The following is an 18,844-nucleotide window of genomic DNA, read 5'->3' on the forward strand; positions in this document are numbered from 1 at the left end:
TCTTAACCTCAGTTATTTAGACAGTTCCGTATTATCAGTATCAGCCTTGGCATAAGTTGGACATGTTCTCTGCGTGCATGCACCCAATGCAAAGATTGCTAAGGCCAGTATTAGTGCTTTGATCTTCATATTTTATTCTTTATCAATTACCTGCTACATTTAAAACTTAAATATATATAAAAAATTACATTTTAATCAATGAGGAAAATGTATTACCCCTGTCATTTGGAATTTAACGACTATACTACCAACAAATTGCACCCTCTAATATCAGAATTATCAATTCTTCCTAAAATTTCAAATCTACCTTCTGCATCCATTCTTCCCAGGTCTTTAGTTTCAATGAAAGAACAAGAATGAATATTTGCTAAATCAATCACATTCACCCCTCCTACTTTTCCATCAGATAATCTAGAGAACGGATCATTAATATCCCTGATAAATACTCGCATACTTGCCGGAGTCCTGAATTTATTACCATCAGAGTAAGCTTGCGACAACAGCTCTGTCATCCCATACTCTGAAAAAATATCTACCTTACCCAGGTCAGAACGCATAATTTCATAAAACTCCTCCTTTGTCAATTCTTCCCTTCGGCCTTTCATTCCACCTGTTTCTATAATCAATAAGTTATCAAGATCTCCCGGTTGTAACTTACATAGATCAAGCAAAGCATAGCCCACCCCAAACAGCACCACTTTCTTATCTCCCAGCCTTAACACACTTTTAATTTGGTCAATCAATCCCTCTAAATCATCCAAAAAGTAGCCACCATGATCATTTTGGGTACAGCTCATGAAATAATCTACCATGGCAATTAATGAAGAATTTCCTTGCTCCTGATAAGATGGAAGCAAGGCAAAAAAGCAATACTCATCTATATCTCCAAAAAAGAACTCAAAGATATTTCTACTATTTTCTTGATAAAATGCAATTTCATCCATATAATGACAACTTCGAGTCATGCCAGTAGTCCCACTGCTTTTAAAGACTTTTTCAGCATGCCAATTACCTGTAACCACTTTATGATCTTTAAAAAACTCGATGGGTAGAAATGGAATTTGATCAAGTGAAGTAATGTCTGAAGTAGAAAGGTTGAGTGCCTCCAAGTATTGAGAATAAACCAAATTGTCTTGAGCCTGATACTTAAAAATATCCAATGCTAAATCTTCAAATTCCTCTTCCTGTAAGTTTGTTACTCTACGCTTGAAACTATTTAGCGACTTCATAAGTTTAAAAAACTAGATCGTTTGCCTTAACTTTGTTCAGGGCTGACTATTTTTATCAAAAGTAAAGGATTAAATGATCAGAGCGGTATTCATAGGAAAGATTATCAATTCAACGCTAGCTATTCTGTTAATGGCATCAATGATGCTAAACAGTTGTAGTGAACCTGATCCATTCCCTGAAACTCCGAACATATCTTTTGAAAGTTTGAAGTTTATAGAAACAACTCAGAACGGCATTCCAGATTCACTGATACTTGCGTTTAATTTCGAAGACGGTGATGGAGATCTTGGTTTAGAATCCTTCGAAAACGAATATCCCTACCACAACTTTGAATTCATTGTTGATGCCGATGGTAGAGCAGTTACTTTCTCTACTAATGATATCACTTTACCTCTTTATAGACAAATACCAAATACAGACTTAACAAGTCTTTTTAGCGAAGAGGACATTCGTCCCTCTTACAGCTGTGAAGATTATGACACATTGAGAATAAACGATTCAAGAGACACCTATGTTCCTCAGGGAGCCCCATCCAATTTTCCAGGATCGGAAAATTATCACCTTGACACAATTTATGTAGTAAAGAATGAGGCTCGAAACAATATATATGTAGAATATTACTGGGATCGGGGCAATGGATTCGAAGAATTGGATTGGGCTTATGCGACAAATGAATTTGGATGTGGCGAAAGTTATAATGGGCGTTTTCCAATTCTGGATGCACAAAACATGGGCACCTCCTTACAGGGTGAAATCAGATACGCCATGATATCGAGTGGATTCAAAATTGTTTTTAGAAACTACCCCTTCAAACTTAAGTTTTATATCTACGACAGAAAGCTTAACAAAAGCAATGTAGTTGAAACGCCAGTTTATACACTAGACGAATTGACCACAATCAGTAATGATTAATTATTCTTTAATAGATTGAAGGATAGACCTCAGGGTCTACTTCATTCATAATTTCATACGCCTTATCGAATATCTCTTCTGCATTGGGTTTAGAGAAATAATCCCCATCCGAACCATAGGCAGGTCTGTGTTCCTTAGCAGCAATAGTTACTGGCGAATGATCTAAATACTGATAAGCTCCTTGCTCTTCCAGAATTTTTTGCAAAATATAAGCCGAAGCTCCACCAGGAACATCTTCATCTGCTACTATCAGACGATTGGTTTTCTTTACAGACTCTACAATCACATGATCCAGATCGAAGGGAAGTAAGGTCTGAGCATCGATCACCTCAAGTTCAACTCCATACTCTAACAATTGATTGGCTGCTTCATTGACGATTCGGCACATAGAACCGTAGGTCACTACCGTGATATCTCTACCCTCTTTCAATACCTCCGGCTTGCCAATAGGCACACAATACTCTCCTACATTGTCAGGCATTCTTTCTTTTAGTCGATAGCCGTTTAAGCTTTCGACTATAAGGGCCGCATCATCAGAGCGCAGCATTGTATTGTACATACCTGCAGCCTGTGTCATGTTGCGAGGCACTAACACATACACTCCACGGATCGCATTGATAATCATGCCCATCGGGGAGCCAGAGTGCCATATCCCTTCTAACCTATGGCCTCTCGTACGCACAATCAATGGCGCTCTTTGTCCACCCTTGGTACGGTAGCTCAATGATGCCAAATCATCCGATAAGGTTTGAATCGCATACAACAAGTAATCAAGGTATTGAATTTCAACTATAGGTCTCAAACCTCTCAAGGCAGCACCAATTCCCTGACCTATGATGGAAGTTTCACGAATCCCAGTATCTGTGACACGAATCTCTCCATGTTTGTCCTGCAAACCTGCAAAACCCTGATTCACATCTCCGATCTTACCTACATCTTCACCTATAGCAAAGACTTTAGGATTATTAGTCAGTGCCTCATCAAAACAGGCCTGCATTACCTCACGACCATCTACCATTTTGGACTGCTCACTGTAGACTGGTGCTATCGGTGCTACTTTGGTAGCAGCATATTTGGTCTCGCTATAGAGAGATGAACCGTATTCTTCATGTCTTTGCTTCTCCAGTTCCTTCAACCAAAAAATGAGCATATCTCGACTCTTAGATGGCTCTTCTCTCACCAACCTAAGTGATTTCTTTGCAGCTTTGGTTACATCTAGCTTGTTGATATTCAAGCCTTCTTTCAAATTCTTGGCGATTGAAAGTAATTTATTTTTTGATCGACTTCTCTCCGCAATAGATTCTATCACGCTGATAGCCGTGTCTATATCTTTCTGCAAAGAAGAGCGATACTCTTTCCAGGCCGTATTACGTGCGTTCTTTGCTATTTCTCTGCATTCATCTTCGATAACATCTAGTTCCTGATCTGTCGCCAAGCCTTCTTCTAGAATGAATTCACGCATTTTTCTATTACAGTCATGCTGACTTTCCCAATCCAGTCGTTCTTTACTCTTGTACCTTTCGTGCGACCCTGAGGTCGAGTGCCCCTGTGGTTGAGTAATTTCCACCACATGGACCAATACTGGAACATGCTCAGTTCTGGCGATTTTTTCAGCCTTTTCAAATGCCTCCTTCAGCGCCAAATAATCCCAACCCTTCACTTTTATTATTTCAATACCATCCTGGTCTTCCGTTCTCTGAAAACCAGCCATTGCTTCAGAAATACTGCTCTTGGTTGTTTGGTATTTGTTAGGAACAGAAATACCATATTCATCATCCCAGACAGCCATCACCAATGGTACCTGAAGAACGCCCGCAGCATTCATGGTCTCGAAAAAGTGCCCTTCGGAAGTTGAGGCATTCCCTATCGTACCAAAGGCTACTTCATTTCCTTTTACAGAAAACTTATTTTCACCGTGTAAGGCAGGGTTCTCTTTATAAAGTTTGGAAGCATATGCAAAACCCAACAATCGTGGCATCTGGGCTGCAGTACAAGACACATCCGAACCTGAATTCTTCATTTTGGTCAAGTCCCTCCACTCTCCATCCTCCTGAATAGAACGCGTACCAAAATGACCATTCATCATTCGTCCAGCTGAGGCTGGCTCTGCTTCCACATCTGTATGAGCATACAGCTGAGCAAAAAATTGCTGAGAGGTCATCTGACCAATGGCCATCATAAAAGTTTGATCCCTGTAATAACCAGATCTGAAATCTCCATTGCGAAACACCTTAGCCATGGCTATCTGAGCCAATTCTTTACCATCACCAAATATTCCAAATTTGGCCTTCCCCATGAAGACCTCCTTTCTACCTATGTAGCTGATTTCTCGACTCTCTACAGCCAGTCGATAATCCTCTAGAATCTCTTTCTTGATAGTTTTCAAATCGGAAGTGTTTTCTGCAATTTTCACTTTTTATATTTTAATCCCACGATACGTTCCTATGCAAAGCAGACAAATTTAATTAATTGTGCGCAGCTTTCAAATTGATTTCAATTTACAACGAAATAATATTATATTTAACAAGAATATTTTTACTTAAACAGTATTTTATTTTGTTTATTAATAATATTAGAAATTAAATATTTTAAAAAATAAAACAGATTCAGAATTCCGTCCGATAATATTTCTTTCTGAGAATATTATTCTGATTGAAGAAAATGTAATTTCATTCTATTAGACATCATTTTATTTAAACAACTAGAGTAATGATAATCGGGGTACCCAAAGAGATTAAAAACAACGAGAACCGTGTTGCCTTGACTCCTGCAGGCGCAAAAGAACTTTTGAAACACGGACATGACCTTTATCTACAATCTACTGCTGGAGAAGGCAGCGGGTTTTCGGACGAGGAATACGAAGCAATTGGCGTAAAAATCTTACCTACAATCGAGGAAGTATATGCCATCGCTGAAATGATCATAAAGGTCAAAGAACCAATAGAACCTGAATACAAACTAATTAAAGAAAACCAACTGGTTTTCACCTACTTTCACTTCGCATCGCACGAGCCATTGACCAAAGCCATGATCGAGAGCAAGGCTGTATGCCTAGCTTACGAAACCGTAGAAAAAGGCAGAAGTCTACCTCTATTGGTTCCTATGTCTGAAGTGGCTGGACGCATGTCGGTACAGCAAGGAGCCAAATTCCTTGAAAAGCCACTTAAAGGTAGAGGGATCCTATTGGGAGGTGTACCAGGGGTACGTCCTGCCAAGGTGATGATCCTTGGCGGAGGAGTCGTAGGTACTGAAGCTGCAAAAATGGCTGCAGGGTTGGGTGCTGATGTCACTATTTTAGACCTTAGTCTTGAAAGATTAAGATACCTGGATGACGTGATGCCGGCCAACGTAAAAACCCTGATGTCCAGCGAATACAACATCAGAGAACTCGTGCAAGATCATGATTTGATCATAGGTGCAGTATTGGTACCTGGAGCCAAAGCTCCAAAGTTGATCACTAAGGACATGCTAAAAACCATGCGACCTGGAACAGTATTGGTAGATGTAGCCATCGATCAGGGAGGATGTATGGAAACAACAAGACCTACTACCCATCAGGACCCGATTTTCATCATCGATGACGTAGTGCACTACAGTGTAGCCAATATGCCAGGTGCAGTTCCATATACTTCAACACTAGCTTTGACGAATGCAACTTTACCCTATGCGATTCAATTGGCTAATAAAGGATGGAAAAAGGCCTGTAAGGAAAATCCAGACTTGAAACCAGGATTGAATATCATCAATGGTGAAGTGGTATACAAAGCAGTAGCAGAAGCATTTGACCTGCCTTATACAGAGGTGGAGAAATACTTGAATTAATAAGAATACAAAGGAATCTCTTTCAAAAAGGAAGAGGTTCCTTTTTCAAAATCCTGCTCACAGCAAAAGTGCTGCAGCCCATTGGTCACCACCAAATACCTGGCCTGAATGACCTTATTATAAACAGAAGCTTGCTTGAAGGTTTCCGCATTAATCTTAACATGCGTAGCTTTACACTCCACAACCATGACGGGCACCCCGTTGGAATTATAAGCAACAATATCTGGCCGTTTACTCAATTGGTTGTATTTCATGCTCCCTTCTACTTTGAGCAGGGACTTGGGATACGATAGATCTTCGTACATATGACGTAAGAAATTTTGTCTCACCCACTCCTCGGGGGTTAGCATCACATATTTCTTACGAAATTCATCCCAAATCTCCTTACCATCAGGAGATTGGCGTATATTAAAATCGAAAGACGGCAAATTGAGTATTTCCATATCGGATATTCAGCTTCAATGTTACTACAATTTATTAATCACTAAAAACCAATAAATGAAAACAAAACAAGAGATTACAGAAAATTGGCTACCCAGATACACAGGAGTAGAATTAGAAGATTTTGCCGAATACATCCTTCTTACCAACTTTAGCAACTATGTCGAGATTTTTGCAAAAAAATTCGGTGTGGAGATCCATGGAGAAGGACGTGCAATGCAGACAGCCACTGCAGAAAATATCACCATTATCAATTTCGGGATGGGGAGTGCTATGGCCGCTACGGTGATGGACCTGCTTTCAGCTATCAGTCCAAAGGCAGTTCTATTTTTGGGTAAGTGTGGCGGACTTAAAAAGAAAACCCAACTCGGAGACCTGATCCTACCTATCGCGGCTATCAGAGGCGAAGGCACCTCCAACGACTATCTACCTATCGAAATCCCAGCTCTACCTTCATTTAGATTGCAAAGAGCTGTTTCCTCGATGATCAAAAAGCACGAAATGGATTACTGGACAGGCACTGTATTCACCACCAACAGAAGAGTATGGGAGCATGACAGGAAATTCAAAAAATACTTGAGAAAGATTAGAGCCATGGGCATCGATATGGAAACTGCAACACTATTCACTGTAGGTTTCATCAACGAAATCCCAAGAGGTGCGCTCCTACTCGTATCAGACAACCCGATGATCCCACAAGGAGTAAAAACAGAGAGCTCAGACCAAAAAGTCACGAGTACCTTTGTGGAAAAACACATTCAGATTGGAATTGATTCTCTACAAGAATTGGCCAATTCGGGTGACTCTGTGAAACACATGCGTTTTGATTGATATCAAAACGTATGTTTAAATACTTCTAAAAGTCGATGATTTGAGCAATCTGGAGAACACAAAAAGCAGAATACCCACGATAAAATAAAGTGCCAGTATCAGGGTACTGTTACGCATAGAACCAGTCATCGACTCCACAAAACCAAAAGAGAATGTACCAAACACAATCGAAAGCTTTTCAACCACATCATAAAAGCTAAAGAAGGAAGTGTTGTCATGGGTATTTTCTGGGATGAGTTTAGAAAATGTAGATCTGGACATGGATTGGATTCCACCCATCACTAGCCCTACCACAAATGCCAATCCATAAAACTCAAACTCATGTGTCGTCTGATAAGCAAAGAGACACACCCCTACCCAAAGTACAAGCATACAAAGTATGGAAATACCATTGTTGTACTTTTTGGAAATGTATGAAAAAACATAGGCTCCTGCAATCGCTACTACTTGAATGATCATGATAGTAGCAATCAATTTTCCTGATTCCAACTTGAGTTCCTTTTCACCAAAAGAAGCTGCTAAATGCATGACCGCCTGAACACCCGTGCTATAAAAAAAGAAAGCCAACAAGTAAACCTTAGTATTGGGCATATGCTGGATCGTTCGAAACACTTTCACTATTTCTTTCAATCCATCGATCAGCCAAGCCTTATCCTTACCACCCGACTCTACTTTCTCCTTTGGTAGATGATAAAAACTATACTGAGCAAATCCGAACCACCAAACACCTACTAACATAAAGGCGATACGAACGGCAGTTCCTTCATTGTCTAGACCTACCAAACCAAAATTTTTAATCAAGCCAAAACTGATCAAAAGCAAAATCAAACTCCCCACATAACCAAAGGCATAGCCTCTCGCACTGAGTTGATCGTATTGATCACTGGAAGTGATTTCGGGCAGAAAGGCATTATAAAACACCAAGCTCCCTGAGTAACCTACACCTGCTAAAACTGACATGATGATACCAAACTCTACATTGTGTCCCTTGAACCAGAACAAGGAAAAAGTAGAAGCCGACCCAATAAAAGTGAACAGTTTCAAAAACTTCAAACGACTACCACCCGAATCTGCAATACCTGACAAAATAGGAGAAAGAACTGCTACTATTAAAAAAGCAGTGGCCACTGAATAGGAATAGAGCACCGTATTGGTTACCTGCAGACCAAAAAACATCACTTCCTCACTATGAAAAAACGACCGAGTAACTCCATTGAAATAAATGGGGAACAAGGTAGAGGTAATCACCAATAAATAGGAGGAATTGGCCCAGTCGTACATGCACCAGGCACGTTGTATCGTTTTAGTATCTGTCATCACAAAAAAAGCCCCCTTAAAAAGGGGGCCTTTAACTTTATATGAGATTTAATATCAATCTAATCGCTTCAAAGAACTGTAAAGCACCTTTCTAGCGTTAGCTTCTCTTAACTCTTGCTGAACATCAGACACGATACCCATCTTGGCATCAATATCTACTTTCATAGACATGGTAATCTGATCTCTTTCTACCTCAGAAAGCTTATCCTTCTCCTGGTTCACAAATCGAACAATATCACTAGGCTCAATGAAAACGTCATTAACCTGGATTTTCGGTTGCTCACCGTAGACATCAACTTGCTTGGGCTTACCTATGTAGATATAACTTACCAAAGATTTTCTTTCCAGCTTACTCAGCTGTGTAGACTTTGGCAATTTTTGTTCTACCATGATCGAAGTTTCTCTCAATACGGTTGTCACCATAAAGAAGAACAACAACATGAAGATAATATCTGGCAATGCCGCAGTAGGGATTTCTTGACTAGTGTTAGAACTCTTCTTAAACTTTGACATAATTACCCTCCTATTTTATTAGGTTCTGCAATGGAAATCGCTCTAGGAATTCCCTCACGTGCCTGTTGATACAACGCCTTCTGTTCAGGATCACTTTTGTCCAGTTCAAGGAACTCTTCAGCAGACATGCCGATTCGTTGTCCATAGATTTCGTTGTAGGCAGCATTGATCTGGTCTAGTACGCGCATGTATAGCTCGTAACTCGTACCTCGATCCGCCTTAAAAGAAACTACAGCCTCTCCTGGTTCATCTGAATAATCTTCCCTCTTTCCTTTCGATTGTACGTGACTTCTCAACGTAGCAGGCAATGAGTTATACAATTCCTTACCTTCAATCGATGGGTTTCTAAAATTCAGGACAAAATCCTTAATCATATCCTTCAATGCAGACACATCAGTCAATGGTTCATCTTCTACTAGAAGTTTATCCAGTGAGTTTGCCTGAATTTTAAAGATATTTCTATCGTTTTTAGTTACCTCCGGAGGTGGTTCATTTGGGTCCGGTTTCGGAGGCAAAAGCATCGCAATACCTTTGTCGTTTGCAATCGTGGTAGTTACCAGAAAGAAAATCAACAAAAGGAAGGCAATGTCTGCCATAGAACCCGAGTTCACCTCAGCGGCCGGTCTATTTTTGCCTTTCGCCATAATGTTATTTTATTGCTTTTGAAACTTCAGTATATACAATCCCGAGCAATGCTACGCCCGTCAGGATATACATCATAGTCAACAATCCTCCGATAAATTTAGACAATCCAGCGTCTACTTCGAACTCCAGATAAGCAGCAGTCACTTCATTGCCAGAAATGGCCCATGAAATCAAGAATACTACTAAAAGAGCTGCCAATCCTGCACCGGCTTTAGCCATAGACTTAGGATCGTTAACTGAATTGATAATCGGGAAGACAATGGCTGCTAAGCCTGCCAATATTGTCAACGTATATGAGATATATAATGCAACATCTATTGAATCCATCTTCTTAATCTTTTAATGTGAGAAAATCTTATTTAGAAGCAGAGTGCTTAACCAAGATATCTATTAAAGAAATAGAAGCGTCCTCCATAGAGTTAACCAAAGAATCAATTTTAGATACAAGGTAGTTGTAGAACAACTGTAAAATAACCGCAACGATCAAACCACCTACTGTTGTCAAAAGTGCTACTTTAATACCACCAGCAACCAATGCAGGAGATACGTCACCCGCCTCAGCGATAGCGTCGAATGCACCAATCATACCGATTACAGTACCCATGAAACCAAGCATTGGAGCCAAAGAGATGAAAAGTGAAATCCAAGTCATTCCTTTTTCCAATTTACCCATTTCTACAGAACCGTAAGAGATAATTGATTTCTCTACCATTTCGATTCCTTCAGACATTCTCATCAATCCTTGAACAAAGATAGATGCTACCGGTCCTTGTGTATTTCTACATACATCCTTTGCAGCTTCAACACCACCTGCAGAAAGCGCGTCTTCTACCTGAGACAACAATTTCTTCGTGTTGGTAGTTGCAAGGTTTAGAGTAATAATTCTTTCAATTGCTACTGCCAATCCTAAGATCAAACACAACAATACAATACCCATAAACTCCCATCCACCAGCGATGAATTGCTCTTTTACGATTTGGTGAAAGCCAGGCTCTTCTTCTACATACTCCTCCTCTACGACAGCTACTTCTTCAGCAGGCTCTTCAACTACTTCTTCGACAACCGAACTATCAGCGTCTACCATTTCTGTAGAATCACCTTCTGCCATAGCAGTTGAATCTACTTCGTCTTGTGCCATTGACTGAAGGTGTCCGAATGTAAACACACCTGTCATCATCAATAAAATTACTACTCTTTTCATAGTCAAATTTTTAATAAATCTTCAAATAAAGGTTTTAAAAGTTATCTAAATTTTGCTTTTCTGCTTTTAAACAGCGCAGAGAGGAAGGGATTCGAACCCTCGGTACCCTTTTGGGGCACACTCACTTTCCAGGCGAGCACCTTCGACCACTCGGCCACCTCTCTGTAAACCTCTCGGTTTCTCAAAGCGACAAATAAATTATAAATTAATGCGATATGCAAGGTATTCCTAACAATTTTGGTTTGCTACTCCATAAGTGTCAATTCCCCTCTAATCGCAATATTTAGCTTTTGTTTAATGATATCCATATTCTTTTCAGTTCCCAACAAATGCATCAATTTGGCTAATGCAGCCTCTGTGGTGATATCATGCCCACTTATGACTCCAATCTCCGACAGCATTTTACTGGTTTCGTATCGACCTTGCACTACACTTCCCCCCATGCATTGAGAGACATTGTAGAGCAAAATTCCTTTTTCAACTGCTTTGCGAAGTAGATCTATCATCCAATCCCAACTCATAATATTACCTGAGCCATAAGATTCAATCACTACGCCTCTCAATCCCTTAATGCTCAAAATCGTCTTTACGACTTCTTGCGTGATCCCCGGGAATATTTTTAACACTACAACATTAGGATCCATTTTCGGGTAATATTCCAGCCGCTGCTGCGAATCATGCTCTCTTAAAAATGACTCATTGAACACAATCTCCACACCTGATTCAGCTAGATAAGGATGATTTTCGGATTCAAATGCCGCAAAGTTACTGCTCCTGATTTTTTGCGAACGATTGCCCTTGAGAAGGAAATAATTGAAGTACAACGCCACTTCGTTGACCATGGGCACTCCATTATTTTTTCTGGAGGCAATCTCCAAAGCAGTAATCAAATTTTCCCTCGCATCTGAACGAGTCGCACCTATCGGTATTTGGGCGCCAGTCAGAATGATCGGCTTGCTCAAACCACGGAACATAAAGCTAAGCGCAGACGCAGTGTACGCCATGGTGTCGGTACCATGCAGTATCACAAAAGCATCAAATTGCTTATAGTATTCCTTCACTATATCACCCATAGCTCTCCAATGCTGTATATCAACATTAGAAGAATCCACGGGTTCGGGAAATGAAATTACGGTCAACTTCAAATCCAAACTTTGTAGCTCGGGTATTTTCTCCAGGACGAGGGAAAAATTGAAGGGCGTCAATGACCCGTCCTCGTCGTATACCATACCAAAAGTGCCCCCCGTATAGATGAGCATAATCGAGGATTTGGGAGCCTCGGAGGTAGTGGCAATGTTGACTATTTTATAATTCTTATTCAATTTGGGTGTTTGTTGTTTTCAAAAATTTGCAAGGCAGTAGAGGTTGTTGACTCTACCACCTCGGCAATGTCTATATTCCTTTCGTCGGCAATTTTCTGTGCTACCATTCGGATAAAAGCGGGTTCATTTCTTTTTCCTCGATGCGGCACTGGAGCCAAATATGGACTATCCGTTTCTAATACAAAATGAGAAAGATCAATATTTTGCATGACAGGCTCTAGTCCTCCGTTCTTAAATGTTGCTACACCGCCAAGCCCCAACTTAAATCCCAGATCAATAATCCTTCTTGCCTGATCTTCGTTACCCGAAAAGCAATGAACAATCCCATACAAATCACTGTCCTTGTAGGTGGTCAATAGATCTATGGTTTCTTCCATTGATTCGCGACAATGGATAATAATCGGCAATCCATATTTGATCGCCAAATCAGACTGTATCTTAAAAGCTTCCTTCTGTTCCTCAAATAGAGTTTTGTCCCAATACAGATCTGTACCCATCTCCCCTACAGCCACAAATTCTCTTTTGGACAACCATTCCTCCACTATGTAGAGTTCTTTTTCAAAATCCTTTTTGACAGAGCAAGGATGAAGCCCCATCATAGGAATGCAATAGCCTGGATATCTATGTTCCAATTCGAGCATCGCATCGATCGATTCGCTATCAATGTTCGGCATATATATCCTTTCGACCCCATCATCTTGAGCTCGGGATATGACTTCATCGATATCTGATTTGAATTTGTCTGAATATATATGTGCGTGTGTCTCTATCATCTGTAAACTCTCCCCTTCCAATCGAATTGGACTCGTAAAACGTGAGCCACAAAAGAAGAAAAATATAGGAGTATTTCATATACATCATAAAAACATATTGAAAGAAAGGACCAGAAGTTCAACTTCCTACCGTCTGCCTTTAACAAAAACCAAAGATGAAAAACCATCTTAACTACAATCAAAAAGACAAACTGCCAATGAAAAGCTGTCAGCAGCATGACCATAGGTAAAAAGCCCAATCGTAAGGCCATGGCGCCATAGATCCAAATGGGCACCCGTTTCACACCCTTCATCCATCTCAGTCTTTGATGTAAGATCCTTTTCAATCCGACCGGTTTCGTCCAAAGTCGAGCGGATGATTCTGAGGTGATTTCGATCCTGGCACCTGCCTGTACCATAGCTTGGGACAAGGCTATATCCTCCACCTCTGACTCAGGCAATGACTCATACTCCACTTTTTGCAACCATGTACGTCGCACCGCCATATTATTCCCCCAGGCCGTGAGATAAATTCTCTTCTCAGAAAGCCATTTGATCATGAACTCATTGATCAGCCAGTCTAGATTTTGAAGAGCCGACCCGATACCTCTCAGAGCCACTGCTGTGACTCCTACTTTTAGCACATCGGTACCAGGCAACATGGCTTTGACCCAACCAGGCTGCAAAACCATATCCCCATCAGTAAACAACAGCACCTCACCTTTAGATTTTTGATACAGAGATTTCAGTACTTTTTGCTTCCCAAAGTGTCCCGTTTGTTCATTAGCATATGAAAACACCTTGAAATTCTCCGTTTCATATTCTCGTAGGACCTTGAGCGTTTGATCCTGTGAATCATCATCACCAATGAGAATTTCTAACTTCTCTTTCGGGTAGTCCAATTGAACTAATTGTTCACAGAGTCTCTGAACGTTTTCCTCCTCATTCCTGAGAGATATCAATATAGAAACATTCGGCCATTCATCTGATAGAGCGACCTTTTTTGAACTCTTAGATACCAGAACCAAAAGATAAATCAGTAGACTGGTGACACACCATAATAAACTTAAATATACCAGGACAGTCATGGCAACAAATCAAATTGAAATCCACGGGACAGACAATAGTCAATGTACTGAGGTAAAATCTTCACCAGCCGATTCATGGATTTTTGATTATCATGCAACACTATGATATCGCCAGCCTTTGTTAGGGCTTTTAATCTTTGGAGGCATTCTTCATCACTGATACTTGCATCAAAATCCCCAGGCATCAAAGAATACATCGCTATTTTGAAGCCTTCTTTAACCAAGCTGCGATACTGTCTAAAGGTCATTTGACCATATGGAGGCCTAAAAAAGTGTGACTTAACCTGCCCCTGATAGCCATTCAACAAAGCTCTTGTTTGATTGGCACCTTCCAGATATTGAACAGATTCCATTTCTTTTCCTCGGGAATGTAAATATGAATGGTTGGCTATTTGATGACCGTCATCTAAAATCCGCTCAACTAACTCTGGGTGCATTTCCATCTGCGATCCTAAAAGAAAAAAGCTGGCTTTTACTCCTTTGGATTTTAGTATATCCAATATTGGCAAAGTTCCTGTCCCAGGGCCATCATCGAAGGTGAGATACAAATTCTTTTTTTGATTAGGACCTTTCCAAATAATGCCAGGAAAAAGATACATCAACCACCTGGGGGTACGTTTGAAATAAAAGCTTGCCAAACCTATGACTTCTCTTTCACGGAAAGGAGCGTGATATCATCTCGATAGGCCTTTCCTTCACGAAACTTCTCTACTGCAGCCAGCATATTGCGATTGAGTTCGAAGGCAGTAGATTGATCACATTGGTCTACGATTTGCTCGACACGTTCCTCTCCAAACTCCTCTCCTTTTAAATTTTCTGCTTCGGTGAGACCATCGGTATAGCTAAAGAGCTGAAACGACTCTACGCCTTCCAACATTTCAGTTTCTATAAAAGGCAATGGATCAAACATCCCTAGCACAGTAGTCCCTTTGGTTAGTTGTTGCTTCTTACCATTTTGAATCAGCAAAGGAGGGTTATGTCCACAATTGGCATAGTTCAGTACCTTAGACTCCCGATCATAAGAAGCAATAAAGAAAGTGATAAATATATCCGAGTTACCAGAATGCACCAGCTGATAATTCAGTTCTTTTACGATGTTCATCAGATTGCGTGTCTGGCGAACCAGCGTCCTCAGAGATGCCTGGAAATTAGACATCATCAGAGCTGCAGGCACACCTTTGCCAGACACATCGGCAATACAAACCATGTATTGATTTTCGTCTATCGACATGTAGTCGTAGTAGTCCCCTCCTACATTGTGGTGGGGTTGATAGACTGCATCGATCTCCAGCTGTTTCGTTTGCGGTAGAGCTTTCGGGAATAGGTTTTTTTGAACTTGCTTAGCAATTTCCAATTCCTTGGCCAAGGCTTCCTGAGCCAATTGCTTTCGCGCTAGTTTCTTGTTCTCGATCGCAACAATCAAAATATTCGTAATCGCCTCAAGAAAGGTGGTAGGCGATTTGGAGGAGATCCCTACTTGCGACTGGGCTACATCGGCGATGAAAACCAGAGCAAGCAACTTGTCTTTGTGCAAGACCGGTATGGCATATTCGAAATGCTCGCTTTCCTGCCTGTTTCGATCGATCGCTGCAGTCTGCTTCAATGATTCAAAAGCAGAAAGAGACACTTCATTACAAACTTCCTTTTTTACTCCAAAAAAGACTTTGTTCTCCCAATCCTCCTCTTTTACAAAAAGTGCCAACTTCTTGACTTTGAGGTTAGCCAACAAGGTAAAATGATAAATCTTGTAGAGAGATTCCTCAGGCAAATTATTGTTAATCGCCTCTGTCACCTCTAGCAAAGAATTGAGCTCGAGTTCCTTCAGATTGGACGCTATGGTATCTGCCGGGCTCATGCTGTACCTGTATGGACTTTTAATCCGGCCTTAGTTGCCAAATAATGATAATCACGAAAGTGTATTTGAAGGTCGACTTCTTCCGGACCCAACTCCAGATCAGGCTCAGCATAGCATTTCACCCAACCCTTCTTGTACATTTTTTTTAGAACGGCGAGCAATTCATCATCCTCTATTCCAACATTTTCTTTGAGCTCCTTGAATGCGATCAAAAAGTACAATTCGTCCAATACGTCGTATTCATGGTCACTCATAATAGTCGATTTCCTTAAACTTTATAACTGCGTTTCCTCCAACGAAACTTTCCAAAATTAGAAGCTATGCCAAAGAATACCACATAAACCGGGTAAATAATTTGGAGCAGCAGAAATCCAGGAATGGATATTTTAGAATTGCTGATACCAGAGCTGCGTCTCAAAAAAAAATAATCCACAATTAGTTTAGAGGCAATCAACGATAAAATAATAGGCAGATTCTGATCCCATATTTGGATCACACCAAATGTCCCAAATGCGTAAACCAAAAACAAGAAGACCGGCAAAAACCAAGAATTCCAATCCCTGTGGTGTTTCCATTTGGAGGACCAGCGGATGCGCTGATGATAAAATTCCCTCAGACTCTTTACAGCTTCCGTCACTACCAGGGGTGTTGGGCTAGACAGGAATTGTACTTTACCAGGGTATCGCTTGTATATTTTTCTCAGCAAAAATTCATCGTCTCCAGAGGCCAAATGCTCATTTCCTTCAAAGCCCTCAACTTCCCTAAAAGCCTGTTTATGAAATCCATAATTACAACCATTAATCATACCTGGATGGCCCAGTTTGAGAGTAGCAGCCCCCACCCCGACTAAGGCTGACAGTTCCATATTCAGCATATCCACCCAAAAACCTTGCGAATCCTCATATTTGACTGGTCCGAAAGCCATTTGATTCTGCTCCAGTGCCTCTGCGTAGCATTGAAGCCATTTGGTCCCAACTTGAGTATCTCCATCGGTGCATACGATCCAATCTCCTTTTGCTTCCTGCACGCCTCTCTTGATCCCAGCCTTTTTACCCGATTCTGATCCTGCCAATGTAATCAAGCGAATCCGAGAATCCTGTATTCCCTTTACTACTTCTGCTGTTAGATCAGTGGAATGATCATCAATCACCAATACCTCAAAATTCTGATAGTCGTTTTTCAGAATACAATTCAATATTTGCTTGATATGCTCCTCCTCATCACGTACTGGGACCAGCACCGAAATTTCCTTGTTTTCACTCTTGTCTAGCAGTTTTATCACTCTCTTTGGGAGAGAAAAAAACAAGATCAGCATCAATAGATCATAGAGTAGGAAAAGGAGGATGAGTAGTACAATCACAACCAGTTCCTTTTAGCCTTTGAAACGAAGAACAATCCCAAAATCGCAGGTATAACTATATTAATCAACCATATAACCAAACCAGCCATCATCACCCACCTGACATCCTCGACGAAGAGAGAGAAAAACATAAGTGTCGAAACCTCCCTTGTCATTAGATCGCCAACCAGCAACATACCCGGCACTAATGACTTGGCCATGAAAACCCAAAATATACCGAGTAGCAAAAGATAGACTGGCATTGAGACATTGAGTGCATAAAAAATCAAAAGAAACTGAAAACTAAATACAGCATAGCGCAAAAAAGATACAACAAGCAATCTGAAAATAACTTTGCGGCTTATATACTCCAGATGAGATTTCAGTCGATCTATTTGAGGGGTTGTAGTTTTAATTAATATTCCAACTGCTATTATGACTAATACAATAGCTATCATTATAGGCATCACCCTCGCGTTGAAAAAAGTCACTCCTTTGAAGCTCAAAAACGAAGTAGCAATGGCGCCAAAAAACATTGTGGGTACCAATTGAGTCGTACGACAAACAAAAAGCGCAGACAAGGCCTTCTTCCTTTCAAGTCCTTTCACATCTCCTACCCTGACTATGGCATCCCCTATTCCTGCAGGAGCCAAAACATTCAAACTCCTACCAGCTAAAACCAACTGAATTACCTCTACTATTGAATAGGAGCTAAAACTGCGGGTGACTACATACCACTTGTAAGATTCCAAAAACAAATTGAATGGCAGCAAGGCAAGGGCCATAATCAATGGCACAATCTTCAAACCAGTGAAATCCCAGGTCCAATCACGCCCAATAACTTGTTGATACAACATCCACAACACTATGATCGGCAATATCCAGGTCCATATCCATCTCAGCATCTTCCAAATAGGAAGATTGATTAAAACTGAATGATATGCTCTGATCCTTTCCACAAATGAGATTTAACAGACCGAAAAAAGCCTGATGATTTCTATCTTGCAATGCTATTCACATCTATGCAGAAAAATAAGGAAAAAATAATATTAGGAATAGACCCAGGCACGACTGTTATGGGATATGGAGTGATACATATCATTGGACCTAAAATTAAAATTCTGCAGTTTGGGGTCATCCACCTCAGCAAATACAAAACCCATGAACTAAAACTGAAAAAAATCTACGAGCGGGTCTCTTCTATTATCGAAGAGTTTGCTCCAGACGATGTGGCATTGGAAGCTCCCTTTTATGGCAAAAACGTTCAATCCATGCTCAAACTAGGCAGGGCTCAGGGAGTGGCTATGTCTGCTGCTTTGAACCGAGACATTCCCATCACCGAATATGCTCCAAAGAAGGTAAAACAATCCGTAACAGGAAATGGCAATGCCTCCAAAGAACAGGTTGCAGCCATGTTGAAGTCAATATTGAAATTTCAAGACGCGCCAAAGCTGCTCGATGCTACGGATGCCTTAGCAGTTGCCCTCACACATCACTATCAGGGAGGCAAAGTACAATCTAGTAGCAAAAGTTGGAAAGCCTTCATCTCTGACAATCCTAAACGGATAAAATAGCG

The 18,844-nt window shown here is 40.7% G+C and carries 20 protein-coding genes and 1 tRNA gene; 4 read left to right on the forward strand and 17 right to left on the reverse strand.

Going from position 1 to position 18,844, the window contains the following annotated elements; genetic code table 11:
* Nucleotides 1-239 precede the first annotated feature (239 nt).
* Entirely contained in the window at nucleotides 240-1,229 is a 990-nt protein-coding gene (locus N7U62_RS08930) for a LuxE/PaaK family acyltransferase (protein ID WP_264137619.1), read from the reverse strand.
* A 73-nt stretch (nucleotides 1,230-1,302) separates the two neighbouring features.
* Between N7U62_RS08930 and N7U62_RS08935 the strand changes: the two genes are divergently transcribed.
* On the forward strand, nucleotides 1,303-2,142 hold the full coding sequence (locus tag N7U62_RS08935) for a hypothetical protein (RefSeq protein ID WP_264137620.1): 840 nt from the start codon (nucleotides 1,303-1,305) through the stop codon (nucleotides 2,140-2,142).
* A gap of 7 nt (nucleotides 2,143-2,149) precedes the next feature.
* Here N7U62_RS08935 and N7U62_RS08940 read toward each other — a convergent pair whose 3' ends face one another.
* Nucleotides 2,150-4,555, reverse strand: a complete 2,406-nt coding sequence (locus N7U62_RS08940; protein WP_264137621.1) for an alpha-ketoacid dehydrogenase subunit alpha/beta — start codon at nucleotides 4,553-4,555, stop codon at nucleotides 2,150-2,152.
* A 296-nt stretch (nucleotides 4,556-4,851) separates the two neighbouring features.
* Here N7U62_RS08940 and ald point away from each other — a divergent pair, with 296 nt between their 5' ends.
* On the forward strand, nucleotides 4,852-5,964 hold the full coding sequence (gene ald / locus N7U62_RS08945) for an alanine dehydrogenase (RefSeq protein ID WP_264137622.1): 1,113 nt from the start codon (nucleotides 4,852-4,854) through the stop codon (nucleotides 5,962-5,964).
* Here the strand turns inward: ald and N7U62_RS08950 are convergent.
* The gene (locus N7U62_RS08950; protein ID WP_264137623.1) at nucleotides 5,961-6,407 is read right to left on the reverse strand and encodes a type I restriction enzyme HsdR N-terminal domain-containing protein; all 447 of its coding nucleotides are present in this window, start codon (nucleotides 6,405-6,407) and stop codon (nucleotides 5,961-5,963) included. The two genes, ald and N7U62_RS08950, sit on opposite strands and share 4 nt — an antisense overlap.
* 55 nt (nucleotides 6,408-6,462) lie before the next feature.
* On the opposite strand from N7U62_RS08950, the gene N7U62_RS08955 reads away from it, so the two are divergent.
* Nucleotides 6,463-7,236: an AMP nucleosidase gene (locus N7U62_RS08955; RefSeq protein WP_264137624.1), complete on the forward strand. Its 774-nt coding sequence runs from the start codon at nucleotides 6,463-6,465 to the stop codon at nucleotides 7,234-7,236.
* A gap of 15 nt (nucleotides 7,237-7,251) precedes the next feature.
* On the opposite strand, the gene N7U62_RS08960 is transcribed toward N7U62_RS08955, so the two are convergent.
* The 14 genes from N7U62_RS08960 to N7U62_RS09025 all read right to left on the reverse strand — a co-directional run bounded on the left by N7U62_RS08960 (nucleotide 7,252) and on the right by N7U62_RS09025 (nucleotide 18,173).
* The gene (locus tag N7U62_RS08960; protein ID WP_264137625.1) at nucleotides 7,252-8,553 is read right to left on the reverse strand and encodes an MFS transporter; all 1,302 of its coding nucleotides are present in this window, start codon (nucleotides 8,551-8,553) and stop codon (nucleotides 7,252-7,254) included.
* A gap of 54 nt (nucleotides 8,554-8,607) precedes the next feature.
* The gene (locus tag N7U62_RS08965) at nucleotides 8,608-9,066 is read right to left on the reverse strand and encodes an ExbD/TolR family protein (RefSeq protein ID WP_264137626.1); all 459 of its coding nucleotides are present in this window, start codon (nucleotides 9,064-9,066) and stop codon (nucleotides 8,608-8,610) included.
* 2 nt (nucleotides 9,067-9,068) lie between these two features.
* Nucleotides 9,069-9,710, reverse strand: coding sequence for an ExbD/TolR family protein (locus tag N7U62_RS08970; protein ID WP_264137627.1), 642 nt, complete (start codon nucleotides 9,708-9,710; stop codon nucleotides 9,069-9,071).
* 4 nt (nucleotides 9,711-9,714) lie between these two features.
* The gene (locus tag N7U62_RS08975) at nucleotides 9,715-10,038 is read right to left on the reverse strand and encodes a hypothetical protein (protein ID WP_264137628.1); all 324 of its coding nucleotides are present in this window, start codon (nucleotides 10,036-10,038) and stop codon (nucleotides 9,715-9,717) included.
* Between the two features lie 28 nt (nucleotides 10,039-10,066).
* Entirely contained in the window at nucleotides 10,067-10,912 is an 846-nt protein-coding gene (locus tag N7U62_RS08980; RefSeq protein ID WP_264137629.1) for a MotA/TolQ/ExbB proton channel family protein, read from the reverse strand.
* A 76-nt stretch (nucleotides 10,913-10,988) separates the two neighbouring features.
* Nucleotides 10,989-11,076 (reverse strand) — tRNA-Ser (locus N7U62_RS08985).
* A gap of 81 nt (nucleotides 11,077-11,157) precedes the next feature.
* Nucleotides 11,158-12,234, reverse strand: coding sequence for an asparaginase (locus N7U62_RS08990; protein ID WP_264137630.1), 1,077 nt, complete (start codon nucleotides 12,232-12,234; stop codon nucleotides 11,158-11,160).
* Nucleotides 12,231-13,007 carry a TatD family hydrolase gene (locus tag N7U62_RS08995; protein WP_264137631.1) on the reverse strand — a complete coding sequence of 259 codons (777 nt, stop codon included), beginning with the start codon at nucleotides 13,005-13,007 and terminating at the stop codon, nucleotides 12,231-12,233. Before N7U62_RS08995 ends, N7U62_RS08990 begins: the two co-directional genes overlap by 4 nt.
* A complete protein-coding gene (locus N7U62_RS09000; protein ID WP_264137632.1) occupies nucleotides 13,004-14,074 on the reverse strand; it encodes a glycosyltransferase family 2 protein in 1,071 nt (356 codons plus the stop codon). The genes N7U62_RS08995 and N7U62_RS09000 overlap by 4 nt, the downstream gene beginning before the upstream one ends.
* Nucleotides 14,071-14,673 (reverse strand): polysaccharide deacetylase family protein, encoded by a 603-nt coding sequence (locus N7U62_RS09005; RefSeq protein ID WP_264137633.1) that lies wholly within the window; start codon nucleotides 14,671-14,673, stop codon nucleotides 14,071-14,073. Before N7U62_RS09005 ends, N7U62_RS09000 begins: the two co-directional genes overlap by 4 nt.
* Nucleotides 14,674-14,714: 41 nt before the next feature.
* Nucleotides 14,715-15,929, reverse strand: coding sequence for a PP2C family protein-serine/threonine phosphatase (locus N7U62_RS09010; protein ID WP_264137634.1), 1,215 nt, complete (start codon nucleotides 15,927-15,929; stop codon nucleotides 14,715-14,717).
* Complete coding sequence (locus N7U62_RS09015) at nucleotides 15,926-16,183, reverse strand: hypothetical protein (protein ID WP_264137635.1); 258 nt, start codon at nucleotides 16,181-16,183, stop codon at nucleotides 15,926-15,928. Before N7U62_RS09015 ends, N7U62_RS09010 begins: the two co-directional genes overlap by 4 nt.
* Before the next feature lie 14 nt (nucleotides 16,184-16,197).
* The gene (locus tag N7U62_RS09020) at nucleotides 16,198-17,289 is read right to left on the reverse strand and encodes a glycosyltransferase (protein WP_264137636.1); all 1,092 of its coding nucleotides are present in this window, start codon (nucleotides 17,287-17,289) and stop codon (nucleotides 16,198-16,200) included.
* Entirely contained in the window at nucleotides 17,286-18,173 is an 888-nt protein-coding gene (locus N7U62_RS09025) for a lysylphosphatidylglycerol synthase domain-containing protein (protein WP_264137637.1), read from the reverse strand. Before N7U62_RS09025 ends, N7U62_RS09020 begins: the two co-directional genes overlap by 4 nt.
* A gap of 117 nt (nucleotides 18,174-18,290) precedes the next feature.
* Here N7U62_RS09025 and ruvC point away from each other — a divergent pair, with 117 nt between their 5' ends.
* Nucleotides 18,291-18,842, forward strand: a complete 552-nt coding sequence (gene ruvC / locus N7U62_RS09030; protein ID WP_264137638.1) for a crossover junction endodeoxyribonuclease RuvC — start codon at nucleotides 18,291-18,293, stop codon at nucleotides 18,840-18,842.
* Nucleotides 18,843-18,844 lie beyond the last annotated feature (2 nt).

The organism is Reichenbachiella ulvae (assembly GCF_025833875.1).
GTDB lineage: Bacteria > Bacteroidota > Bacteroidia > Cytophagales > Cyclobacteriaceae > Reichenbachiella > Reichenbachiella ulvae.